Here is an 18,679-nt window from a genome sequence, read left to right as displayed (position 1 = left end):
CGGCTCATGTCCGCCCGGCTGGCTGGCGAGCAGCTCCCCGAGCCTCGAAGCGACGTCGAGAAGGAAGCTGCCCGCCGGCTAGCAGAAGACCTCGAGAACTGACTCACGAGGTTTCACAACACGCTCTAAGTCCGCCCCTGGTTCTCCTGCGCGTCCTGCAGCGTCGACGAGTGCGGCAGCCAGGTGGCCAGCTCGACCGGCCAGCCGTCGGCCTCCAGGGTCCGGACGACGGCCGGGTCGTCGTCGAGGATCATCGCGATCTCGCGCTGCCGGGCCAGGCCGCGCAGCACCTCGCGCTTGACGTGGCGGGCGGGCCGGTGGTCGTCGTCGGGACGCATGAACAGCGGTCCGGTGGGCAGGCCGCACTCGGCGAGCCAGCTCTCGGTGAGCCGCCGGTTCCGCTCCGGGCGCCCGGTCAGGTAGACGACGTCGCACGCGTCCTGTGCCGCGCGCAGCCGCTCGGCGCCCTCGTCGAGCAGCGGATCGGCGTGCGCGGCGGCGAAGAACTTCTCCCAGCGGTGCACGTCGAGGAAGTGCAGCCGGTGCGACACGTCGGCGAGGACGCCGTCGATGTCGAAGACCGCGAGCGGGCGGGTGCCGTCCGCCACCCTCACCCGAACAGCCGGACCGGGTTGACGATGTCGGCGACGGTCACCACGACGAAGAAGGCCAGGAACGCCATCACGAAGACGTACGCGAACGGCAGCAGTTTCGCCGCGTCGACCGGTCCCGGGTCGGGTCTGCCGAACGCCCGCGCGGTGTTCCGTTTGAGCGACTCCCAGATCGCCGGGACGATCTGACCACCGTCCAGCGGCGGGATCGGCAGCAGGTTCAGCAGGAACAGCGAGATGTTCACCGCGGCCAGCATGTTGAGGAACATCGCCACGTCCTGCTGCCAGGGGACGTCCTGCTGGGCCAGGATCTCGCCGCCGATCCGGGAGACCCCGACCACCCCCATCGGGCTGCCGTCCTCCCGCTCCTCCCCGAGGAATGCCGCGCCGAACAGCGCCGGCATCCGGGACGGGATCTGGGTGATCGCCTCGGCCGTGCCGCTGATCATCGTGCCCATCTGCTCGACGACCGCACCCGGACCCACCGGGACGTACCCGATGTCGAGCTGGACGCCGAGGTAGCCCGCGGTGACGGTGCGGGCCGGGTCGTTCGTGCCGAACTCGGCCAGCGTGTTGTCGATGACGTTCACGTCCAGCGGGATCCGCTGCCCGTCCCGCTCGACGACGATCGGGGTCGGGCCCGAGGAGGCCCGGATCGCCTGCTGCAGCGCCGGGCCGTCCTCGGCACCGAACTCCTGGCCGGCAACCGAGACGATCCGGTCGTCGGGCTGCATCCCCGCGGCCAGCGCGGGGGCCTGCGGGGCACCGGCCGGGCATTGCTCGGGAGCGCCGTCCTGCACGGCCACGGCCGGGAGCACGCACTCCTCGAGCGCGGCGACCTGCGTTTTCGCGGTGGGCAGCCCGATGCCCATCAGCACCATGGCGAACAGCCCGATCGCCAGGATCAGGTTCATGAACGGCCCGGCGAACATGACGATGATCCGCTTCCAGGGCGACCGGGTCCAGAACTGCCGGTCCGCGTCCTGCGGCAGGACGTCGGCCTGCGACTGCGCCCGGGCGTCGTCCATCAGACCCTGGAACGGCCCGGTCCGCCTGCTGCGCCCGAGCCGGCCGGTACCCGGGGCCGGGGGCAGCATCCCGATCATCCGGACGTAGCCGCCGAGCGGCACCGCCTTGATCCCGTACTCGGTCTCGCCGCGCTTGCGCGACCAGATCGTGCGCCCGAAGCCGACCATGAACTCCGGGACCTTGATCCCGAACCAGCGGGCCGTCGCGAAGTGGCCCAGCTCGTGCCACGCGATCGAGACCAGCAGACCGACGAAGAAGATCGCGATCCCGACGATCGTCCAGAGAATGGTCATGAGCCCGCCTTCTCCCGCGCGTGGGCGCGGGCCCACTCCTCGGCCGCCAGCACGTCCGCCACGGTAGCCGGGTCGCCGGTCCAGTCTCCTGCCGACTCCAGCACACCCTCCAGCAGGTCGGTGATCCCGGTGTAGCCGATCGCGCCCGCCACGAACGCCTCGACCAGCTCCTCGTTCGCCGCGTTCAGCACGGCCGGCATGCAGCCGCCCCGCTCCCCCGCGGCGCGGGCGAGCCGGACGCCGGGGAACGCGTCGTCGTCGAGAGGTTCGAAGGTCCAGCTCTGCGCTTCGGCGAAGTCGCAGGGATTCGACGCGCCGGCGAGACGGTCCGGCCAGCCCAGCGCGAGTGCGATCGGCAGCCGCATGTCCGGGGGGGACGCCTGGGCGATCGTCGAGCCGTCGGCGAAGGTGACCATCGAGTGCACGATCGACTGCGGGTGCACGGTGACGTCGATCCGCTCGTAGGGGACGCCGAACAGCAGGTGCGCCTCGATCACCTCGAGCCCCTTGTTCACCAGCGTCGCCGAGTTGATCGTGATGACCGGCCCCATGGCCCAGGTGGGGTGCTCGAGCGCCTGCTCCACGGTGACGCCGGCCAGGTCGGCGCGCGAGCGGCCGCGGAACGGCCCGCCGGACGCCGTCAGCACCAGCCGGTCCACCTCCTCGGCGCGCCCGCCGCGCAGGCACTGCGCGAGCGCCGAGTGCTCCGAGTCCACCGGCACGATCTGCCCGGGCGCGGCCGCGGCGAGCACCAGCGGACCGCCCGCGACCAGCGACTCCTTGTTCGCAAGCGCCAGCCGGGCACCGGTCGCGAGCGCGGCCAGGGTGGGGCGCAGGCCCCGTGACCCGGTGATCCCGTTGAGCACGATGTCCGCGCCGCACGCGGTGACCAGGTCCGCCGCGGCGTCCGGGCCGCCGAGCACCTCGACGCCCGGGAGCGCGGCTCGCAGCGCGGCCGCCTTCCCCGGGTCCGGTACCGCGACCCGCGGCACCCGGTGCTCGCGGACCTGCCGGGCGAGCAGCTCGGTGTCCGACCCGCCCGCGGCCAGCCCGGACACCGTGAACCCGCCCGCCTTCGTGATCACATCGAGGGCCTGGGTACCGATCGAGCCCGTGCTGCCCAACACGACGAGTGACTTCATCACCGCCCATCATCCTCCGTCCCCGACCTGTGCGACGATGACCCCGATCGCAGCAGGGACGGATCGGGAGGAAGCACGTGGCGAGCAACTCGCGCGAGGTGGCGGTCCGGTCGGGCGTGGACCCGGCCGAGGAGCCGTCGGTCGACTGGGGTTGGCACGCGCATTTCCCGAAGGGCATCAGGATCGCCGGCGTCACCACCGGCATCGTGCTGCTGCTGTTCCTGATCGGGCACTCGGCCAGCTGGACCGAGATCCTCTACATGGCGGTGCCCGCGCTGGCCTGCTTCGCCGGTGTCGGCTACCTGGCGTTCCGCTCCCGGCGCAGCTGGCGGCGCTGACCCCCGGGTCCGATGGCCGCCGGCGCGGGTGAGCCGATCGAGCTGACGATCGGTGATCGCACCGTGCGGCTGTCCAGCCCGGACCGCGTCTACTTCCCGGCCCGCGGCGAGACCAAGCTCGACCTGGCCCGCTACTACGAGACCGTCGGCGACGGGATCGTGCGCGCGCTGCGCGACCGGCCGTGCATGCTGCACCGGTTCCCCACCGGCGTCACGGGTGAGAAGGTGCACCAGAAGCGGCTGCCGCGCGGCGCCCCGGACTGGGTCCGAACGGTGCGGGTGCACTTCCCGCGGTGGAACCGCACCGCCGACGAGCTGTGCGTGGGCCGTCTCGCCGACGTCGTCTGGGCGGTGCAGATGTCCACCGTGGAGTTCCACCCCTGGAACTCCCGGGCCGCCGACGTCGAGTCCCCGGACGAGTGGCGGATCGACCTCGACCCGATGCCGGACGCGTCGTGGGCCGACGTGCAGCGGGTGGCCGGCGTCGTGCACGAGGTACTCGACGAGCTGGGCGCGACCGGGTTCCCGAAGACCTCCGGCGGGTCCGGGCTGCACGTCTACGTGCGGATCCCGCCCGACCACGGGTTCACGGGAGTCCGCAGGGCCGCGCACGCGTTCGCCCGCGAGGTCGGCCGTCGTTGCGACCGGGTGGACCTGTCCTGGTGGCGCAAGGACCGGGACCCGTCGAAGATCTTCGTCGACTACAACCAGAACGCCCGCGACCACACGATCGCCTGCGCCTACTCGGTGCGCGGCACCCCGGACGCCCGGGTCTCGGCCCCGGTGCGCTGGGACGAGATCGACGGCTGCGAGCCCGGGGACTTCACGATCGCCACGATGCCGGCCCGCTACCGCGACCTCGGCGACCTGCACGCCGGCATCGACGAGGCGGTGTTCGCCATCGAGCCGCTGCTGGAGTGGGCCGACCGGGATGCCCGCGACGGCGCCCCGCCCCCGGACCTGCCGGACCTCGACCAGGCGTGATCGTCCTCTGGGTGTCGATCGGTGCCAACCGTGGCACCGATCAGCACCCGGGCGACGATCATCGCGTCGGGTCGGCGCCCGCTGCCTCCCGCAGCCGGGCGAACTCGGCGACCATCGCCGCCCGTGACCAGTGCGCGTTGAGCCCGGACGGGTTGGGCAGCACCCAGATCCGGGTGTCGCCGAGCCGGTGGTCCTGCTCCCCCACCACGGCGGCCAGCCGGCCGAACGCGGTCCGGTAGGCGCCGATCCCGACCACCGCCAGCCGGTCCGGACGGCGCTCCGCGACCAGGTCACGCAGCCGCTGCCCGCCGGCGACCAGCTCGTCGTCGGTGAGCTCGTCGGCCCGCGCGGTCGCCCGTGGCGCCATGTTCGTGAGACCCAGGCCGAGCCGCGCGAGCTCACCCTGCTCGTCCGGGGTGAGCAGCCGCGGGGTGAACCCCGCCTCGTGCAGCACCGGCCAGAACCGGTTGCCGGGACGCGCGAAATGGTGCCCGGTCGCCGCCGACACCAGGCCGGGGTTGATCCCGCAGAACAGCACCCGCAGGGCCGGGTCGCCCGGCGCCGGCAGCACGTCCCGCAGCGTCCGGTCCCGGGCCCGTTCCAGCTCGTCGCGATCCGGCAGGCGTCCCACGGTCGTCATCCGACCACGGCGCCCGGCGCCGGGCACCCCGGCCGATCAGTGCCGGCGGCCCGGCCGGTCCACCCCGTACGGGCGAGCAGGGATGCCCGCACCGCCCGCCGAGAGGAGACTTCCCGCCGTGGACCTGCCCGTGATGCCCCCGGTGAAGCCGATGCTGGCCAAGCCCGCGCCGTCCATCCCGGACGGACGACGCTACGAGCCCAAGTGGGACGGCTTCCGCTCGATCGTCTTCCGGGACGGCGACGAGGTCGAGATCGGTTCCCGCAACGAGCGCCCGATGACCCGCTACTTCCCCGAGGTCGTCGAGGCGGTCACAGCGAACTTCCCGCAGCGGGCGGTGATCGACGGCGAGATCGTCGTCGCGGACACCACCCGCAACACCCTCGACTTCGAGGCGCTGCAGCAGCGGATCCACCCCGCCGCCAGCCGGGTGAGACTGCTCTCGACCGAGACACCGGCGTCGTTCGTGGCGTTCGACCTGCTCGCCCTGGACGACGAGGATCTGACCGGGCGCCCGTTCGCCGAGCGCCGCGAGCGCCTGGAGACCGCACTCGCCGACGCCGTTCCGCCGGTGCACCTCACCCCGATCACCTCCGACGTGGAGACCGCGCGGCGCTGGTTCGAACGGTTCGAGGGCGCCGGGCTGGACGGCCTGATCGCCAAGGACCCGGCGGGGGGCTACCAGCCGGACAAGCGGGTCATGACCAAGATCAAGCACGAGCGCACGGTGGACTGCGTGCTCGCCGGGTACCGGGTGCACAAGTCCGGGCCGGACGCCGTCGGGTCGCTGCTGCTCGGACTGCACGATTCCCGCGGGGTGCTGGTGTCGGTCGGCGTCGTCGGGGCGTTCCCGATGGCCCGCAGGCGCGAGCTGATGGCCGAGCTCCAGCCGCTGGTCACCGACTTCGACGACCATCCATGGGCGTGGGCGAAGCAGCTCGACGGCGAGCGCACCCCACGCAAGTCCGAGACCAGCCGGTGGAACGCGGGCAAGGACCTCTCGTTCGTGCCGCTGCGCCCGGAGCGGGTCGTCGAGGTCCGCTACGACTACATGGAGGGCGACCGCTTCCGGCACACCACCCAGTTCGTGCGCTGGCGTCCCGACCGCGACCCGTCCTCGTGCACCTACGAGCAGCTGGAACGGCCCGTGGGCTTCAACCTGTCCGAGGTGCTGGCCGGGCGGGGGTGATCGCCGTCTGTGGAGCAGAACCGACCGGACGGGTCACGTCCGCTCCGGTGACAGCGATCTTCGCGACTGCGTCGGCCCTGCCGATCCGGGCCCGGCAGCGCCGGCGCCCGCGCAGAGTGCCCGGGTGCGGATCGACGACCTCCTGCGACGGCAGAACGGCGTGTTCTCCCGGGACCAAGCCCGCTCCTGCGGGGTCAGCCCGCGGGCGCTGCGCGGCCGGGTCGCGCGCGGGTCGCTGATCGAGGTGTTCCCCGGTGTGTACCGGTCGGCGGCGCACCCGTGGACCGTCAGGGCACGCGTCGTCGCGGCATCGCTGTGGGCTCGGCCGAACGGTCTGCTGGACGGGCCCGCCGCCGCGTTCGTGCTCGGCATGCTGTCGCGGCTCCCCGGCACGACCGCACCGGTCGGCCTCACGGTCCCGCATTCGAGCCGCCGTCGCGCACCGGCGGGGATCCGGCTCCGGCGACGCGACCTGGATGCACCGGACCGGCTCGTGCACAACGGGATCGGATGCACGGCGCGCGGACTCACCGCGCTGGAGTCCGCGATCGTGCTGCCCGACGGCGCGGCGTTCCTCGACCGCGTCCTGCAGCAGGGACTCGCCCTCGACGAGGTCTACGCCGCCTACACCCGCTACGTCGGCGCAGCCGGGGCGCCGCGGGCGTACGCGCTCGTCGTGGAGGCCGCGGACCGAGCCGACTCGCGCGCCGAGCGACGCCTGATCGGTCACCTGCGCAGGGCCGGCATCGACGGTTGGGTGCGCGGGCTGCCGTTCGGTCCCTGGTTCATCGACGTGGCGTTCCCCGCCGTCCGGCTCGCCGTCGAGGTGGACGGCTGGGCCTTCCACTCCGGCCCCGACCGTTTCCGGCGCGATCGCCGCAAACAGAACAGGCTGGTCGAAGCCGGTTGGACGGTGCTGCGCTTCACCTGGCAGGACATCCGGGACCACCCGGCGGAGACCCTGCGACGGATCCGTGCCGCACTGGCGAGATCGTCGTCCCGGGAGCGCGGGTGACCCATCGGGTCGGTTCGGCTCCCGGAACGGCGATCACGGCCGGCAGCCACACGAGTCCCGGTGCACGAACCGGGCCGGCAGCCGGACCGAGCGGGGTTCGGCGTCCGGGTCGGCCATCCGGCGCAGCAGCAGCCGCACCGCCTCCCGGCCGATGTCGGCGAAGGGCTGGTCGACGACGGTCAGCCGCGGGCTGAACGCGTCGGCCCACGGGAAGTCGTCGAACGCGGCCAGCGCGACGTCGCCGGGGATCCGCAGGCCGGCGTCGTAGACGGCGTGGACCGCGCCGATCGTCATCGCGTTGTTGGCGGTGATCAGCGCGGCCGGCCGGTCCGGGCGGGCGAGCAGCTCGCGGACCGCGACCCTGGCGGGTTCGGTCTCCGACCGGCCCTCCACCACGAGGACGTAGTCGAGCCCGGCGCGCCGCAGCCCGGCCCGGTACCCCTCGAGCCGCTCCACGGTGGTGGTCAGCCCGGCGTGCCCGGCCACGAACCCGATCCGGGTGTGCCCGGCCGCGGCAAGGTGCTCGACGAGCGAGACGACCGGCTCGACGTTCTCCGTGCCGATCTCGTCGTGCACGCCGCCGAGCATCCGGTCGAGCAGCACCGTCGGTACCCGCTGGGCGGCGAGCGCGGCGAGCGTGGCACCGGCGTCCGCCGACGGCGCGAGCAGCACCCCGTCCACCCGGCTCCGCAGCCGGGCGACCGCGGTCGCCTCGTAGGCGGGATCGTCGTGCGGGTCGGCGAGCAGCAGGGTGTAGCCGGCCGACGCGGCCTCCTCCTCCACCGCGTGCAGCAGCTCGCCGAAGTACGGGTTCGAGATCGCCGACAGCGCCAGCCCGAGGGTGTGGGTGCGCGCGGTGGCCAGCGACCGGGCGGCCGCGTTCGGCGTGTAGTCGACCTGCGCCATGGCCGCGAGCACCTGACGGCGGGTGCTCTCCCGGACCGGGCGGGTGCCGTTGAGGACGTGCGAGACGGTTGCGGTGGACACCCCGGCCAGCCGGGCCACCTCGGCCATGGTCGTGATCGGGCACCTCCCGCGGGCTCACAGCTCGGTCACGGCTCGGACGCAGGTACGGGCAAGCGGTTGCGCAAGCGGTTACTTGACGCATACCGTACACCGCGTCAACCGATCGGGCGTGTGCAACATCACATCGGGTCGAAGCCTCGACGACGAGGAGCGCGCCGTGCAAGACGGCCGAGCCGAACGGAGCCTGCCGACGTGATCCCTGGGACCGTGCCCCATCGGCGACGCCGGCCCGCCGTCGTCGCCGCGCTGCTCGCCGTCGTCGCGCTGGTGGTCTCCGGCTGTGCCGGCGCCGGCACGCTGGGCCTGCCCGAGGGCGCCCGGATCGTGACGATCGCGATCGTGTCCAACCCGCAGATGGAGGACGCGATCGAGCTGAGCCCGAGGTTCGAGGCGGAGAACCCGGACATCAAGCTGCGCTTCGTGAGCCTCTCCGAGAACGAGGCCCGGGCGAAGATCACCGCCTCGGTGGCGACCGGCGGCGACGAGTTCGACGCCGTCATGATCAGCAACTACGAGACCCCGCAGTGGGCGGCGAACGGCTGGCTGGTCGACCTCGACCCGCTGATGGCCCGCACCCCCGGGTACGACCCCGCCGACTTCACCCCGAGCATCCGGGAGGCGCTGTCCGGTCCGGACGGGCACATGTACTCGACGCCGTTCTACGGCGAGTCCGCCTTCCTGATGTATCGCAAGAGCCTGTTCGCCCAGGCCGGGCTGACCATGCCGGCCCAGCCCACCTGGGAGCAGGTCGCCGGGTTCGCGGACCGGCTCACCGACCGGTCGCAGAACCGGGCCGGCATCTGCCTGCGCGGCAAGCCGGGCTGGGGCGAGGTCATGGCCCCTGTGGGCGCGATGGTCAACTCCTTCGGCGGGCGCTGGTACGACCCGCAGTGGAACGCCCAGCTGCAGTCGCCCGAGTTCCGGGATGCGGTGAACTTCTACGTCGACCTGGTGCGCCGGGACGGCCAGGCCGGCGCCGCCGGTTCCGGGTTCTCCGAGTGCGGCACCCAGTTCAGCCAGGGCAACACCGCCATGTGGTTCGACGCCACCGTCGCCGCCGGGCTGCTGGAGAACCCCGAGGAGTCCCGCGTCGTCGGCGACGTCGGGTACGCGCCGGCCCCGGTCGGTCCCGGCGGACGCCCCTCGGGGTGGCTCTACTCGTGGGCGCTGGCCATCCCGCGCACGACCGCCGAGAAGGGCCCCGAGCAGGTCGACGCCACCTGGCGCTTCCTGTCCTGGATGACCTCGAAGCCCTACCAGCGGATGGTCGGCGAGGAGCTCGGCTGGACCTCGGTCCCGCCCGGTGCCCGGCAGTCGACCTACCGGATCCCGGAGTACGCCGAGGCGTCGAAGGCCTACGCACCGCAGACCCAGGCCGCGATCAACGCCGCCGACCAGGCGAACCCGACCCGTGACCCGGTCCCCTACCGGGGCCTGCAGTTCGTCGGGATCCCCGAGTTCCAGGACCTCGGCACCCGGGTCAGCCAGCAGATCTCCGCCGCGATCGCCGGCCAGCAGTCCGTCGACGAGGCCCTCGAACAGGCGCAGCGGTACGCCGCGACCGTCGGCGAGAGCTACCAGCAGGAAGGGGCGGGCCAGTGAGTGCGGCGACCGGCACCACCGAGCGGGTCGAGAAGGCGCCCGCCCGACCGGCCACCGGCCCGGGATCGAGGAAGGACGGCTGGATCCGGCGGGCCCCGCTGCTCCCGGCACTGGTCTTCACGATCATCGTCACGCAGCTGCCGTTCCTGATCACCATCTGGTACTCGCTGCAGTCCTGGAACCTGGTGCGGCCGGGCAGCCAGCAGTTCGTCGGGCTGGAGAACTACGCAGCGGTCTTCACCGACTCGCAGTTCCGCGGCGTCGCGCTGAACTCGGTGATCCTCACCCTGGGCGCGGTGTTCATCGCGATGATCCTCGGGCTGGCGATCGCGCTGCTGCTGAACCGGGCTTTCATCGGCCGCGGCATCGTCCGGACCCTGATCATCACGCCGTTCCTGATCACCCCGGTGGCCGGCGCGCTGCTCTGGAAGACGGTGCTGTTCGACCCGACCTACGGCCTGGTCAACTTCGTGCTCGGGCCGCTCGGCGCCGGGCAGACCGACTGGGTCTCGACGTTCCCGCGGGCCGCGGTGATCGTCGCGCTGGTCTGGCAGTGGACGCCGTTCATGATGCTGCTGATCCTGGCCGGGCTCGGCTCGCAGCCCGAGGAGATCCTGGAGGCCGCCCGGATGGACGGCGCGAGCGGGTTCGCGGTGTTCCGTGAGGTGACCCTGCCGCACCTGCGCCGGTTCATCGAGCTGGGCGTGGTGCTCGGCGCGATCTACCTGGTGAACACCTTCGACACGATCTACATGATGACCCAGGGCGGCCCGGGGACGGCGTCGGCGAACCTGCCGTTCTACATCTACCAGCGGGCCTTCCTGGGCTTCGACATCGGCCAGTCCGCCGCGATGGGCGTGGTGACCGTGGTGGCGACGATCATCGTCGCGACGCTGGCCCTGCGCCTGATCTTCCGCAGCTTCTCCGCCGCCGAGGAGGCGTGATGACCGCCGCTACCGACACCGCCGAGGGCACCGCTCCGGCACCCGCCCGGCCGAAGCCGAAGGGGCGCGGCAGCGGGGTGCTGCTGTCGGCGCTGGCCTGGATCGTCGGGATCGGGTTCTTCTTCCCGGTGTTCTGGATGGTGCTGACCGCGTTCAAGCAGGAGGCGGACGCCTACACCGACCCGCCGACGCTGTTCTTCACCCCGACCCTGGACCGGTTCGCCGAGGTGTTCTCCGGCGGGGTCGGGCCGTACCTGCTGAACTCGCTGTTCGCGACCGTCGTCTCGACGCTGCTGGTGCTCCTGCTGGGCACGCCGGCCGCGTTCGCGCTGAGCCTGCGCCCGGTCAAGCGGACCCAGGACGTCCTGTTCTTCTTCATCTCGACCAAGATGCTGCCGGTCGTCGCGGCGATCGTGCCGATCTACGTCGTCGTGAACTACATGGGCGCGCTGGACAACATCTGGACGCTGATCGTCCTCTACACCGCGATGAACCTGCCGATCGCGGTGTGGATGATGCGCTCGTTCTTCCTGGAGGTGCCGCGCGAACTGCTGGAGGCGGCGAGCATGGACGGCGCGTCGCTGGCCCGGTCGCTGCGCGAGGTCGTGCTGCCGATCATCTCGCCCGGCCTGGCCGCGACCGCGCTGATCTGCATGATCTTCAGCTGGAACGAGTTCTTCTTCGCGGTGAACCTGACCGCGTCCCGGGCCGCGACCGTCCCGGTGTACCTGGTCGGGTTCATCACCTCCGAGGGCCTGTACTTCGCCAGCCTGTGCGCCGCCGCGACGGTGGCCGCGCTGCCGGTCGTCATCGCCGGCTGGATCGCCCAGAACAAGCTGGTCCAGGGCCTGTCCTTCGGCGCCGTCAAGTGAGCCGTCACGTGAACTTCTTCTCGATGCGAATGGGGGCCCGCCGTGGCTGACGTGGTGTTCGACCAGGCGAGCCGGATCTACACCCCGGGGGCGAAGCCCGCCGTCGAGCGGTTGGACCTGACCGTCTCCGACGGCGAGTTCGTCGTGCTCGTCGGGCCGTCCGGCTCCGGCAAGTCCACCGCGTTGCGGATGCTCGCCGGGCTGGAGGACATCGACGAGGGCTCCATCCGGATCGACGGCGAGAACATGGTCGGGGTGGCCTCCCGGGACCGCGACATCGCGATGGTGTTCCAGAACTACGCGCTCTACCCGAACAAGACCGTCGGCGAGAACATGGCGTTCCCGCTGAAGATGGCGGGGGTCGAGAAGTCGGCGCGGACCGAGAGGGTCCGCGAGGCCGCGGGGATCCTCGGGCTCGGCGACTACCTGGACCGCAAGCCGCGGGCGCTGTCCGGCGGGCAGCGGCAGCGGGTCGCGATGGGCCGCGCGATCGTGCGCGAGCCGCGGGTGTTCCTCATGGACGAGCCGCTGTCCAACCTGGACGCCAAGATGCGGGTCTCCACCCGCACCGAGATCGCCGCGCTGCAGCGCCGGCTCGGGGTCACCACGGTCTACGTCACGCACGACCAGGTCGAGGCGATGACCATGGGCGACCGGGTCGCGTTGCTCGCCGACGGGAAGCTGCAACAGTTCGACACCCCCGCCGACCTCTACGACCGTCCGCGGAACGCGTTCGTCGCCGGGTTCATCGGCTCGCCGTCGATGAACCTGTTCACGGTACCCGTCACCGAGCGGGGGGTGACCCTGGCCGGCCGGGAGGTCGCGCTGGCGCGGGACGTGCGGGCGAAGGTCGGTGCCGAGCAGCTCACGACGCTGACGGTGGGCATCCGGCCCGAGCAGTGGACCGTCGGCCCGGACGGCGGGGAGGGCATCCCGACCCGGGTGGACGTCGTCGAGGAGCTCGGCAGCGACGCCTTCCTCTACGGCACGCTGGCCGACTCGGCCGCCGACCTGTCCGACACCAGCGCGCTGATCGGCGGCGGGGGCCAGTCGTCGTCGGTGGTCGTGCGGACCGGCGGCCGGTCCGGGGCGCGGCGCGGGGACCGGGTGACCCTGACGCCGTCGACCGAGGGCCTGCACCTGTTCCACCCCGACACCGGCGACCGCATCTGACCCCCACCCTCGCGTTGTGGAGGGGAGAGTCGGGGTCAGCCCGGGTGGGAGGCGGCCAGTTGGCCGCAGGCGGCGTCGATCTCCTGGCCGCGGGTGTCCCGGACGGTGCAGGCGACGCCGGTGGCCCGCACCCGTCGCACGAACTCCTCCTCGACCGGCTTGGGCGAGGCGTCCCACTCGCTGCCCGGGGTCGGGTTCAGCGGGATCAGGTTGACGTGCACCCGGGAGGTGCCGATCCGCTGCCGCAACAGCGTCCCGAGCAGGTCCGCCCGCCACGGCTGGTCGTTGACGTCCCGGATCAGCGCGTACTCGATCGAGATCCGGCGGCCGGTCGTGGTGGCGTAGCGACGACCGGCGTCGAGGACCTCGGTGACCTTCCACCGGTTGTTGACCGGGACCAGGGTGTCCCGCAGCTCGTCGTCCGGGGTGTGCAGCGAGATGGCCAGTGTGACCGGGAGGCCCTCCTCGCGCAGCCGGTCGATCGCCGGGACCAGCCCGACCGTGGACACCGTGACGCCGCGGGCCGAGATGCCCAGCCCGTTCGGGGCCGGCTCGGTGATCCGGCGGACGGCCGCGACGACCCGCTTGTAGTTGGCCAGCGGCTCACCCATGCCCATGAACACGACGTTGGACAGCCGGGCGGGCTCGTCCAGGGCGCCGTCCCGGGCCGCCGCGGCGGCCTGCCGGACCTGGTCGACGATCTCACCGGTGGACATGTTCCGCTGCAGGCCGCCCTGGCCGGTCGCGCAGAACGGGCACGCCATCCCGCAGCCGGCCTGGCTGGAGATGCAGACGGTCGCCCGGTCCGGGTACCGCATGAGCACCGACTCGGCGAGCACCCCGTCGTGGCCGCGCCAGAGCGTCTTGCGGGTGGCGCCGCCGTCACAGGCCTTCTCGGTCAGCGGGGTGACCAGCGGCGGCAGCAGGGTGCCGACCTTCTCCCGGACGTCGGAGGACAGGTCGGTCATCGCCTCGACATCGGCGGTGAACCGGCCGAAGTAGTGCCGGGCCAGCTGGTCGAGCCGGAACTTCGGCACCCCGAGCTCGGACGCGGTCGCGGCCCGGGCTGCCGGGTCGAGGTCGGCGAGATGGCGCGGCGGGGTGCCGCGGCGGGGTGCGTCGAAGACGAGCGGAAGGCTGGACATGACGCCCACCAGTGTGCCAGCAGGTCGGACCGGGTCCGGCGGCCCGGTCCGGTGACGCCTACCGCACGCGCGGGAGGCGGACGTTGTGCCGCCGTGCCACGTCGTCGAGGATGCCGAGCCGGCGCAGCGCCGCCACCCACAGGACGAGCCCGGCGCCGAGCCCGATCACCGGCTGCGAACCGCCGGTGCCGGCCGAGTTGAGCGCCAGGAATGCGCCGAGCGCGGCGATCACCAGGACCACCCCGCCGACCGCGACCAGGCTGCGCTCCTCCAGCACCGTCGACGCCATGATCAGCAGGACCGCGACCAGGGCGGCGGACACCGCGGTGGACAGCTCGCCGTAGCCGACCAGGGCGAGGATCGAGGGCAGCAGCACGATCCCGACGACGCCGATCAGGATCAGCCGCTGCATCCGGCGCTTGCGCTCGGGGTGCAGCGTCACGGCCAGCGTCCGGTTCCGCCGCCGCACGATCCACAGGTAGGCGGTGAGGAACAGGCCGAGCGCGACCAGGACGGTGCCGAACCCGCTGGCCAGCCCGGCCGCCCCGACCGTCCAGGCCAGGAGACCGAGGACGATCTCCAAGCTGGGCGCCGGGATCCCGAGCGCAGGCTGGCGCATGGTGTACGGCATGCCTCCACGGTAGCGAGTCCCGCTGCGCACCATCCCCGCTCCCCACCCACCTCCGCGTTCGTGCAGCCGGCGCGGGAGAGGTGGGAGGGCGGCGGCAGGGGCGCTGTGGGACGCTGCTCACACCCGACCGCCGGCCGGACCCCGAACCCCGCCGGCCACCACCACCCGCCGGGCCGCCGGTCCGGCCGGCTCCGAGGAGCACGATGACGACCTTCCAGCAGCACGCCTCCCGTCCCGACGACGCCGCCGGTACGACCGACGAGGCGTCCGCGCCGCGCCGGGGCGGGCCCGCCCTCGGCCGGCGCGCGATGCTCGCCGGCAGCGGTGCCGTGGCACTCGGCACGGTGGCCGCCTGCGGCGGCGGCACCACCGGTGACGGTGGCGGCCAGCAGCAGACCGGGGACGCCCCGGCCGGCGCACCGGGCACCGTGCTCGGCCCGGCGTCCGAGGTGCCGGTCGGCGGTGGGAAGGTCTACGCCGACCAGCAGCTCGTCGTCACCCAGCCGACCGCCGGGCAGTTCACCGGGCTCTCCTCGGTCTGCACGCACCAGGGCTGCTCGGTCAGCTCGATCGAGGGCGACACGATCATCTGCCCGTGTCACGACAGCCGGTTCGGCCTGGACGGCGCGGTGCGCAAGGGCCCGGCCCAGCAGCCGTTGCAGTCCCGGCCGGTCACCGTCGCGGACGGCTCGGTCACCCTCGCCTGAGCGTCCCGCGGCACCGGGCCCGCCGGTGCCTCGACGGGGCACTCACCACGGCAGGACGAGCCCGGCGGCGCGCCACCGGGTGTGCACGCGGTAGCCGACCTTGATCGTCAGGCCGGGGACGTCGTCGATGGCGCGGCGCGCGGTGGCCGCCGAGAACTCGATCCGCAGGACATCCTCGAGGGCGTCGCGGTCGTCGAACCGCCAGGTGGAGACGACCCGGCGGAGCGTGAAGCCGTGCCGGGCGAAGAACCGGTCGACCGCGGGCGGGTCGTAGCGTGGCAGGTCGGCGCGCAGCCAGTTCCCGTAGGGCCGCGCGGTGAAGTCGAGGTCGATCACAGCCAGCATCCCGCCCGGCCGGAGCACCCGGTCGGCCTCGGCGAGACCGGGCTCGCAGCCCGCACCGAAGAAGTACGCGGTGCGGGCGTGCACGAGGTCGGCGCTCGCGTCCGGCAGCGGCAAGTCCTCGGCGCCGCCCTGCATCGCCACGATCCGGTCGTCCCCGGCGCTGCGGGTGCGGGCGCGCTCGACCAGTGGCAGGTGCGGCTCGACGCCGACGACCGACCGGGCCTCGGCGGCGAATCGCGGCAGGTGGAACCCGTCACCGCTGCCGACGTCGACGACGTCCCGGCCGGCCCAGCCGCCGGTCTGTTCGACCAGGGCCGCCCACAGGGCCCCGTCGGCGTCCTGCGCGGTGTTCTCGGTCTCGTAGACGTCCGGCCAGTTCCAGATGTTCGGGCTGGGGATCGCGGGCCCGGATCTCGGTTGTCCTCCGAACCCGCTGTACGTGCGTCTCACGCCGGGAGGAGGATGCCGAGCACCGCCCAGGCCACGAACGCCGTCGGCAGCAGCGAGTCCAGCCGGTCCATCAGGCCGCCGTGGCCGGGCAGCAGGTTGCCCATGTCCTTGATCCCGAGGTCGCGCTTGACCAGCGACTCCACCAGGTCGCCGAGCGTCGCGGTGGCCACCAGCAGCGCTCCGACCAGGAGTCCGGCGAACCACGGCAGGCCGAAGAACGCGACGACGCACACCGCGCCGGCGGTCATCCCGGCGAGCAGCGATCCGCCGAAGCCCTCCCAGGACTTCTTCGGGCTGATCTTGGGAGCCATCGGGTGCCTGCCGGCGACGACCCCGGCCGCGTAGCCACCGACGTCCGAGGCGATGACGCAGATCAGGAAGGTGAGCACCCGGCCCACACCCTGCGGCGCGACCGTCAGCTGGACCGCGAACGCCACCAGCAGCGGCACGTAGACCAGCACGAACAGCGATGCGCTCAGGTCCCGGACGAAGTGCGCGGCGCCGGCCGTCATCCGCCAGAGCAGGCAGCCCAGCACGGTGGCGGCGAGCGCGACCACGGCGCCGTGCAGGCCGAACGGCCAGGACAGCCAGACCACCGCCTGCCCGCCGGCGAGCAGCACCGGCAGTGCCACCCGGATGTCGGCGCCGCGGCGCAGGGCACCGGCCAGTTCCCAGGTGCCGACCGCGGTGACCGCGGCCAGGACCAGCACGAAACCCTGCGGCACGATCAGCAGACTGAGCAGGATGACCGCACCGAGCCCGACGCCGACGGCGATCGCGGCGGCCAGGTTCCGGCCGAGCCGGGCCCGTTTGGAGGTTGTCACGGGGCGGATCTCCTCCGGCGTCGCCGGTGCACCGGCCGGCCCGGATCGGGGCAGGTCGGAGGTCACGGGGACGGCGGCGTCGGACGAGGAGGGCACCGGGCTCAGACCTCGAGGAGCTCGGATTCCTTGTTCTTGACCAGCTCGTCGACCTGTGCGACGTAGCGGTCGGTGACGTTCTGCAGTTCCTTCTCGGCGCGCCCGACCTCGTCCTCGCCGGCCTCGCCGTCCTTCTGGATGCGGTGCAGCTCGTCCATCGCCTTGCGGCGCAGGCCGCGGACCACGACGCGCGCGTCCTCGCCCTTGCTCCGGGCCACCTTGACCATGTCCTTGCGCCGCTCCTCGGAGAGCTGGGGAATGATCACGCGGATGATCTGGCCGTCGTTGCTGGGGTTGACGCCGAGGTCGGACTCGGCGATCGCCTTCTCCATCGCCTTGAGCTGGCTGGCGTCGTAGGGCTTGATCACCGCCATCCGGGCCTCCGGGATCGAGACCGAGGCGAGCTGCTGCAGCGGGGTCGCGGCACCGTAGTAGTCCACGACGATTCGGGAGAACATGTTCGGAGTGGCCCGGCCGGTGCGCACGCCGGTGAGGTCGTCACGGGCGACCGCGACGGCCTTCTCCATCTTCTCCTCGGCGTCGAAGAGGGTTTCCTCGATCACGGTTGCTCCCCGCCTGGTGTCGTGCACTGTCTCGGCGATCCTCTCACCCGCTCCCGGGCGGTGCGTACCGCGCCGCCCGGGAGCGGGTGAGCCGGATCAGTTCTGACCGACCTCGAACCGGACGAAGTCCTTGACGGTCAGGCCGGCCTCGCCGGCCAGGGCCTCGACGGTCTTCTTCGGGTCCTGCACGGAGGCCTGCTCCAGCAGCACGACGTCCTTGTAGAAGCCGTTGACCCGGCCCTCGACGATGCGTGGCAGCACCTGGTCGGGCTTGCCCTCCTCGCGGGCGGTCGCCTCGGCGATGCGCTTCTCGTTCTCGATGACGTCGGCCGGGACCTGCTCGCGGGTCGTGTACTGCGGGCGGGCCGCGGCGACGTGCATCGCCACGCCACGGGCGAACTCGGCGTCCCCGCCCTCGTAGGACAGCAGCACGCCGATCTGCGGGGGCAGGTCGGTGGCCCGCTTGTGCAGGTAGAGCGCGGTCGAACCGTCGACGTGGGCGTAGCGCTTCAGCTCGAACTTCTCGCCGATCCGGGCGGACAGGTCCTGCACGGACTCGCCGACGGTCTTGTCGTCCAGCTTGGCCTCACGCAGCGCGTCCAGGTCGGCCGGCTTCTGCTCGACGGCGGCCTTGAGGATCTTCTCGGCCAGCGCGATGAAGTCGTCGGACTTGGCGACGAAGTCGGTCTCGCAGTCGAGCTCGACCATGGTCCCGCCCTCGGCGACGACCAGGCCGTTGGCGGTCGCCCGCTCGGCCCGCTTGCCGACGTCCTTCGCACCCTTGATGCGCAGGAGCTCGACGGCCTTGTCCAGGTCGCCCTCGGACTCCTCGAGCGCCTTCTTGCAGTCCATCATCCCGGAGCCGGTGAGCTCACGGAGCCGCTTGACGTCGGCGGCGCTGTAGTTCGATGTCCCTGTGTTCGCCATCGGGTGTCTCTCGTCCTCTGGGTCGTGCCGGGAATGGATCACCGGGCACGCAGGCGCGCGAAGTCACCACGACGAGTCGTGGTGCATCGGCCAGTGTACGCCGGGGCCCAGGGGCCGATCGCGGCGGAGCCGG

General features: G+C 72.4%; 20 protein-coding genes and 1 pseudogene. 10 read left to right on the top strand and 11 right to left on the bottom strand.

The window, feature by feature from the left end; translation table 11 throughout:
* Positions 1-102, top strand: a pseudogene (locus ACLFMI_RS26300) (IS5/IS1182 family transposase); the annotation flags it as partial.
* Between the two features lie 23 nt (positions 103-125).
* Here the strand turns inward: ACLFMI_RS26300 and ACLFMI_RS26295 are convergent.
* The 3 genes from ACLFMI_RS26295 to dxr are packed head-to-tail and all read right to left on the bottom strand — an operon-like array spanning position 126 to position 3,075.
* Positions 126-614, bottom strand: coding sequence for a phosphatase domain-containing protein (locus ACLFMI_RS26295; protein ID WP_410950654.1), 489 nt, complete (start codon positions 612-614; stop codon positions 126-128).
* A complete protein-coding gene (locus ACLFMI_RS26290; RefSeq protein WP_410950653.1) occupies positions 611-1,933 on the bottom strand; it encodes a M50 family metallopeptidase in 1,323 nt (440 codons plus the stop codon). Before ACLFMI_RS26290 ends, ACLFMI_RS26295 begins: the two co-directional genes overlap by 4 nt.
* A complete protein-coding gene (gene dxr, locus ACLFMI_RS26285; protein ID WP_410950652.1) occupies positions 1,930-3,075 on the bottom strand; it encodes a 1-deoxy-D-xylulose-5-phosphate reductoisomerase in 1,146 nt (381 codons plus the stop codon). The genes ACLFMI_RS26290 and dxr overlap by 4 nt, the downstream gene beginning before the upstream one ends.
* A 77-nt stretch (positions 3,076-3,152) precedes the next feature.
* Here dxr and ACLFMI_RS26280 point away from each other — a divergent pair, with 77 nt between their 5' ends.
* Both ACLFMI_RS26280 and ligD read left to right on the top strand, forming a co-directional pair.
* The gene (locus ACLFMI_RS26280) at positions 3,153-3,413 is read left to right on the top strand and encodes a DUF2631 domain-containing protein (protein ID WP_410950651.1); all 261 of its coding nucleotides are present in this window, start codon (positions 3,153-3,155) and stop codon (positions 3,411-3,413) included.
* 12 nt (positions 3,414-3,425) lie between these two features.
* Entirely contained in the window at positions 3,426-4,397 is a 972-nt protein-coding gene (ligD, locus tag ACLFMI_RS26275; RefSeq protein WP_410950650.1) for a non-homologous end-joining DNA ligase, read from the top strand.
* Between the two features lie 58 nt (positions 4,398-4,455).
* On the opposite strand, the gene mug is transcribed toward ligD, so the two are convergent.
* A complete protein-coding gene (gene mug / locus ACLFMI_RS26270; protein WP_410950649.1) occupies positions 4,456-5,028 on the bottom strand; it encodes a G/U mismatch-specific DNA glycosylase in 573 nt (190 codons plus the stop codon).
* 127 nt (positions 5,029-5,155) lie between these two features.
* Here mug and ACLFMI_RS26265 point away from each other — a divergent pair, with 127 nt between their 5' ends.
* Together ACLFMI_RS26265 and ACLFMI_RS26260 are read left to right on the top strand one after the other, a co-directional pair.
* Positions 5,156-6,226 (top strand): ATP-dependent DNA ligase, encoded by a 1,071-nt coding sequence (locus tag ACLFMI_RS26265; RefSeq protein ID WP_410950648.1) that lies wholly within the window; start codon positions 5,156-5,158, stop codon positions 6,224-6,226.
* Positions 6,227-6,350: 124 nt separating this feature from the next.
* The gene (locus tag ACLFMI_RS26260) at positions 6,351-7,241 is read left to right on the top strand and encodes a type IV toxin-antitoxin system AbiEi family antitoxin domain-containing protein (RefSeq protein WP_410950647.1); all 891 of its coding nucleotides are present in this window, start codon (positions 6,351-6,353) and stop codon (positions 7,239-7,241) included.
* Between the two features lie 33 nt (positions 7,242-7,274).
* Here ACLFMI_RS26260 and ACLFMI_RS26255 read toward each other — a convergent pair whose 3' ends face one another.
* Positions 7,275-8,255 carry a LacI family DNA-binding transcriptional regulator gene (locus ACLFMI_RS26255; RefSeq protein WP_410950646.1) on the bottom strand — a complete coding sequence of 327 codons (981 nt, stop codon included), beginning with the start codon at positions 8,253-8,255 and terminating at the stop codon, positions 7,275-7,277.
* Between the two features lie 204 nt (positions 8,256-8,459).
* On the opposite strand from ACLFMI_RS26255, the gene ACLFMI_RS26250 reads away from it, so the two are divergent.
* The 4 genes from ACLFMI_RS26250 to ACLFMI_RS26235 are packed head-to-tail and all read left to right on the top strand — an operon-like array spanning position 8,460 to position 12,858.
* A complete protein-coding gene (locus ACLFMI_RS26250) occupies positions 8,460-9,869 on the top strand; it encodes an ABC transporter substrate-binding protein (RefSeq protein WP_410950645.1) in 1,410 nt (469 codons plus the stop codon).
* A complete protein-coding gene (locus ACLFMI_RS26245; RefSeq protein WP_410950644.1) occupies positions 9,866-10,813 on the top strand; it encodes a carbohydrate ABC transporter permease in 948 nt (315 codons plus the stop codon). The genes ACLFMI_RS26250 and ACLFMI_RS26245 overlap by 4 nt, the downstream gene beginning before the upstream one ends.
* A complete protein-coding gene (locus tag ACLFMI_RS26240) occupies positions 10,813-11,685 on the top strand; it encodes a carbohydrate ABC transporter permease (RefSeq protein WP_410950643.1) in 873 nt (290 codons plus the stop codon). Before ACLFMI_RS26245 ends, ACLFMI_RS26240 begins: the two co-directional genes overlap by 1 nt.
* A 42-nt stretch (positions 11,686-11,727) precedes the next feature.
* Positions 11,728-12,858, top strand: coding sequence for an ABC transporter ATP-binding protein (locus tag ACLFMI_RS26235; protein ID WP_410950642.1), 1,131 nt, complete (start codon positions 11,728-11,730; stop codon positions 12,856-12,858).
* 35 nt (positions 12,859-12,893) lie between these two features.
* Here the strand turns inward: ACLFMI_RS26235 and rlmN are convergent, their stop codons facing one another.
* Both rlmN and ACLFMI_RS26225 read right to left on the bottom strand, forming a co-directional pair.
* Positions 12,894-14,003, bottom strand: coding sequence for a 23S rRNA (adenine(2503)-C(2))-methyltransferase RlmN (rlmN, locus tag ACLFMI_RS26230; protein ID WP_410950641.1), 1,110 nt, complete (start codon positions 14,001-14,003; stop codon positions 12,894-12,896).
* Between the two features lie 58 nt (positions 14,004-14,061).
* Positions 14,062-14,634 carry a hypothetical protein gene (locus ACLFMI_RS26225; RefSeq protein ID WP_410950640.1) on the bottom strand — a complete coding sequence of 191 codons (573 nt, stop codon included), beginning with the start codon at positions 14,632-14,634 and terminating at the stop codon, positions 14,062-14,064.
* Positions 14,635-14,837: 203 nt separating this feature from the next.
* Between ACLFMI_RS26225 and ACLFMI_RS26220 the strand changes: the two genes are divergently transcribed.
* Entirely contained in the window at positions 14,838-15,341 is a 504-nt protein-coding gene (locus tag ACLFMI_RS26220) for a Rieske (2Fe-2S) protein (RefSeq protein ID WP_410950639.1), read from the top strand.
* Positions 15,342-15,383: 42 nt separating this feature from the next.
* Here the strand turns inward: ACLFMI_RS26220 and ACLFMI_RS26215 are convergent, their stop codons facing one another.
* The 4 genes from ACLFMI_RS26215 to tsf all read right to left on the bottom strand — a co-directional run bounded on the left by ACLFMI_RS26215 (position 15,384) and on the right by tsf (position 18,546).
* Positions 15,384-16,136: a class I SAM-dependent methyltransferase gene (locus tag ACLFMI_RS26215; RefSeq protein WP_410950638.1), complete on the bottom strand. Its 753-nt coding sequence runs from the start codon at positions 16,134-16,136 to the stop codon at positions 15,384-15,386.
* Positions 16,133-16,960 (bottom strand): phosphatidate cytidylyltransferase, encoded by an 828-nt coding sequence (locus ACLFMI_RS26210; RefSeq protein WP_410950637.1) that lies wholly within the window; start codon positions 16,958-16,960, stop codon positions 16,133-16,135. Before ACLFMI_RS26210 ends, ACLFMI_RS26215 begins: the two co-directional genes overlap by 4 nt.
* 101 nt (positions 16,961-17,061) lie before the next feature.
* Complete coding sequence (frr, locus tag ACLFMI_RS26205) at positions 17,062-17,619, bottom strand: ribosome recycling factor (RefSeq protein ID WP_410950636.1); 558 nt, start codon at positions 17,617-17,619, stop codon at positions 17,062-17,064.
* Between the two features lie 96 nt (positions 17,620-17,715).
* Entirely contained in the window at positions 17,716-18,546 is an 831-nt protein-coding gene (tsf, locus tag ACLFMI_RS26200; protein ID WP_410950635.1) for a translation elongation factor Ts, read from the bottom strand.
* Positions 18,547-18,679: the final 133 nt, after the last annotated feature.

This window comes from Pseudonocardia nantongensis (assembly GCF_046546495.1).
Classification (GTDB): Bacteria; Actinomycetota; Actinomycetes; order Mycobacteriales; family Pseudonocardiaceae; genus Pseudonocardia; species Pseudonocardia nantongensis.
Note: the sequence above shows the minus strand (reverse complement) of the source record. Positions and strands in the feature narration are given on the sequence as shown.

What these genes read in the sequence shown, in the direction of transcription:
- ACLFMI_RS26290 (WP_410950653.1), bottom strand. Translation starts at nt 1,933, where the DNA reads ATGACCATTCTCTGGACGATCGTCGGGATCGCGATCTTCTTCGTCGGT.
- dxr (WP_410950652.1), bottom strand. Translation starts at nt 3,075, where the DNA reads ATGAAGTCACTCGTCGTGTTGGGCAGCACGGGCTCGATCGGTACCCAG.
- ligD (WP_410950650.1), top strand. Translation starts at nt 3,426, where the DNA reads ATGGCCGCCGGCGCGGGTGAGCCGATCGAGCTGACGATCGGTGATCGC.
- ACLFMI_RS26255 (WP_410950646.1), bottom strand. Translation starts at nt 8,255, where the DNA reads ATGGCCGAGGTGGCCCGGCTGGCCGGGGTGTCCACCGCAACCGTCTCG.
- ACLFMI_RS26240 (WP_410950643.1), top strand. Translation starts at nt 10,813, where the DNA reads ATGACCGCCGCTACCGACACCGCCGAGGGCACCGCTCCGGCACCCGCC.
- rlmN (WP_410950641.1), bottom strand. Translation starts at nt 14,003, where the DNA reads ATGTCCAGCCTTCCGCTCGTCTTCGACGCACCCCGCCGCGGCACCCCG.
- ACLFMI_RS26225 (WP_410950640.1), bottom strand. Translation starts at nt 14,634, where the DNA reads ATGCCGTACACCATGCGCCAGCCTGCGCTCGGGATCCCGGCGCCCAGC.
- ACLFMI_RS26220 (WP_410950639.1), top strand. Translation starts at nt 14,838, where the DNA reads ATGACGACCTTCCAGCAGCACGCCTCCCGTCCCGACGACGCCGCCGGT.
- tsf (WP_410950635.1), bottom strand. Translation starts at nt 18,546, where the DNA reads ATGGCGAACACAGGGACATCGAACTACAGCGCCGCCGACGTCAAGCGG.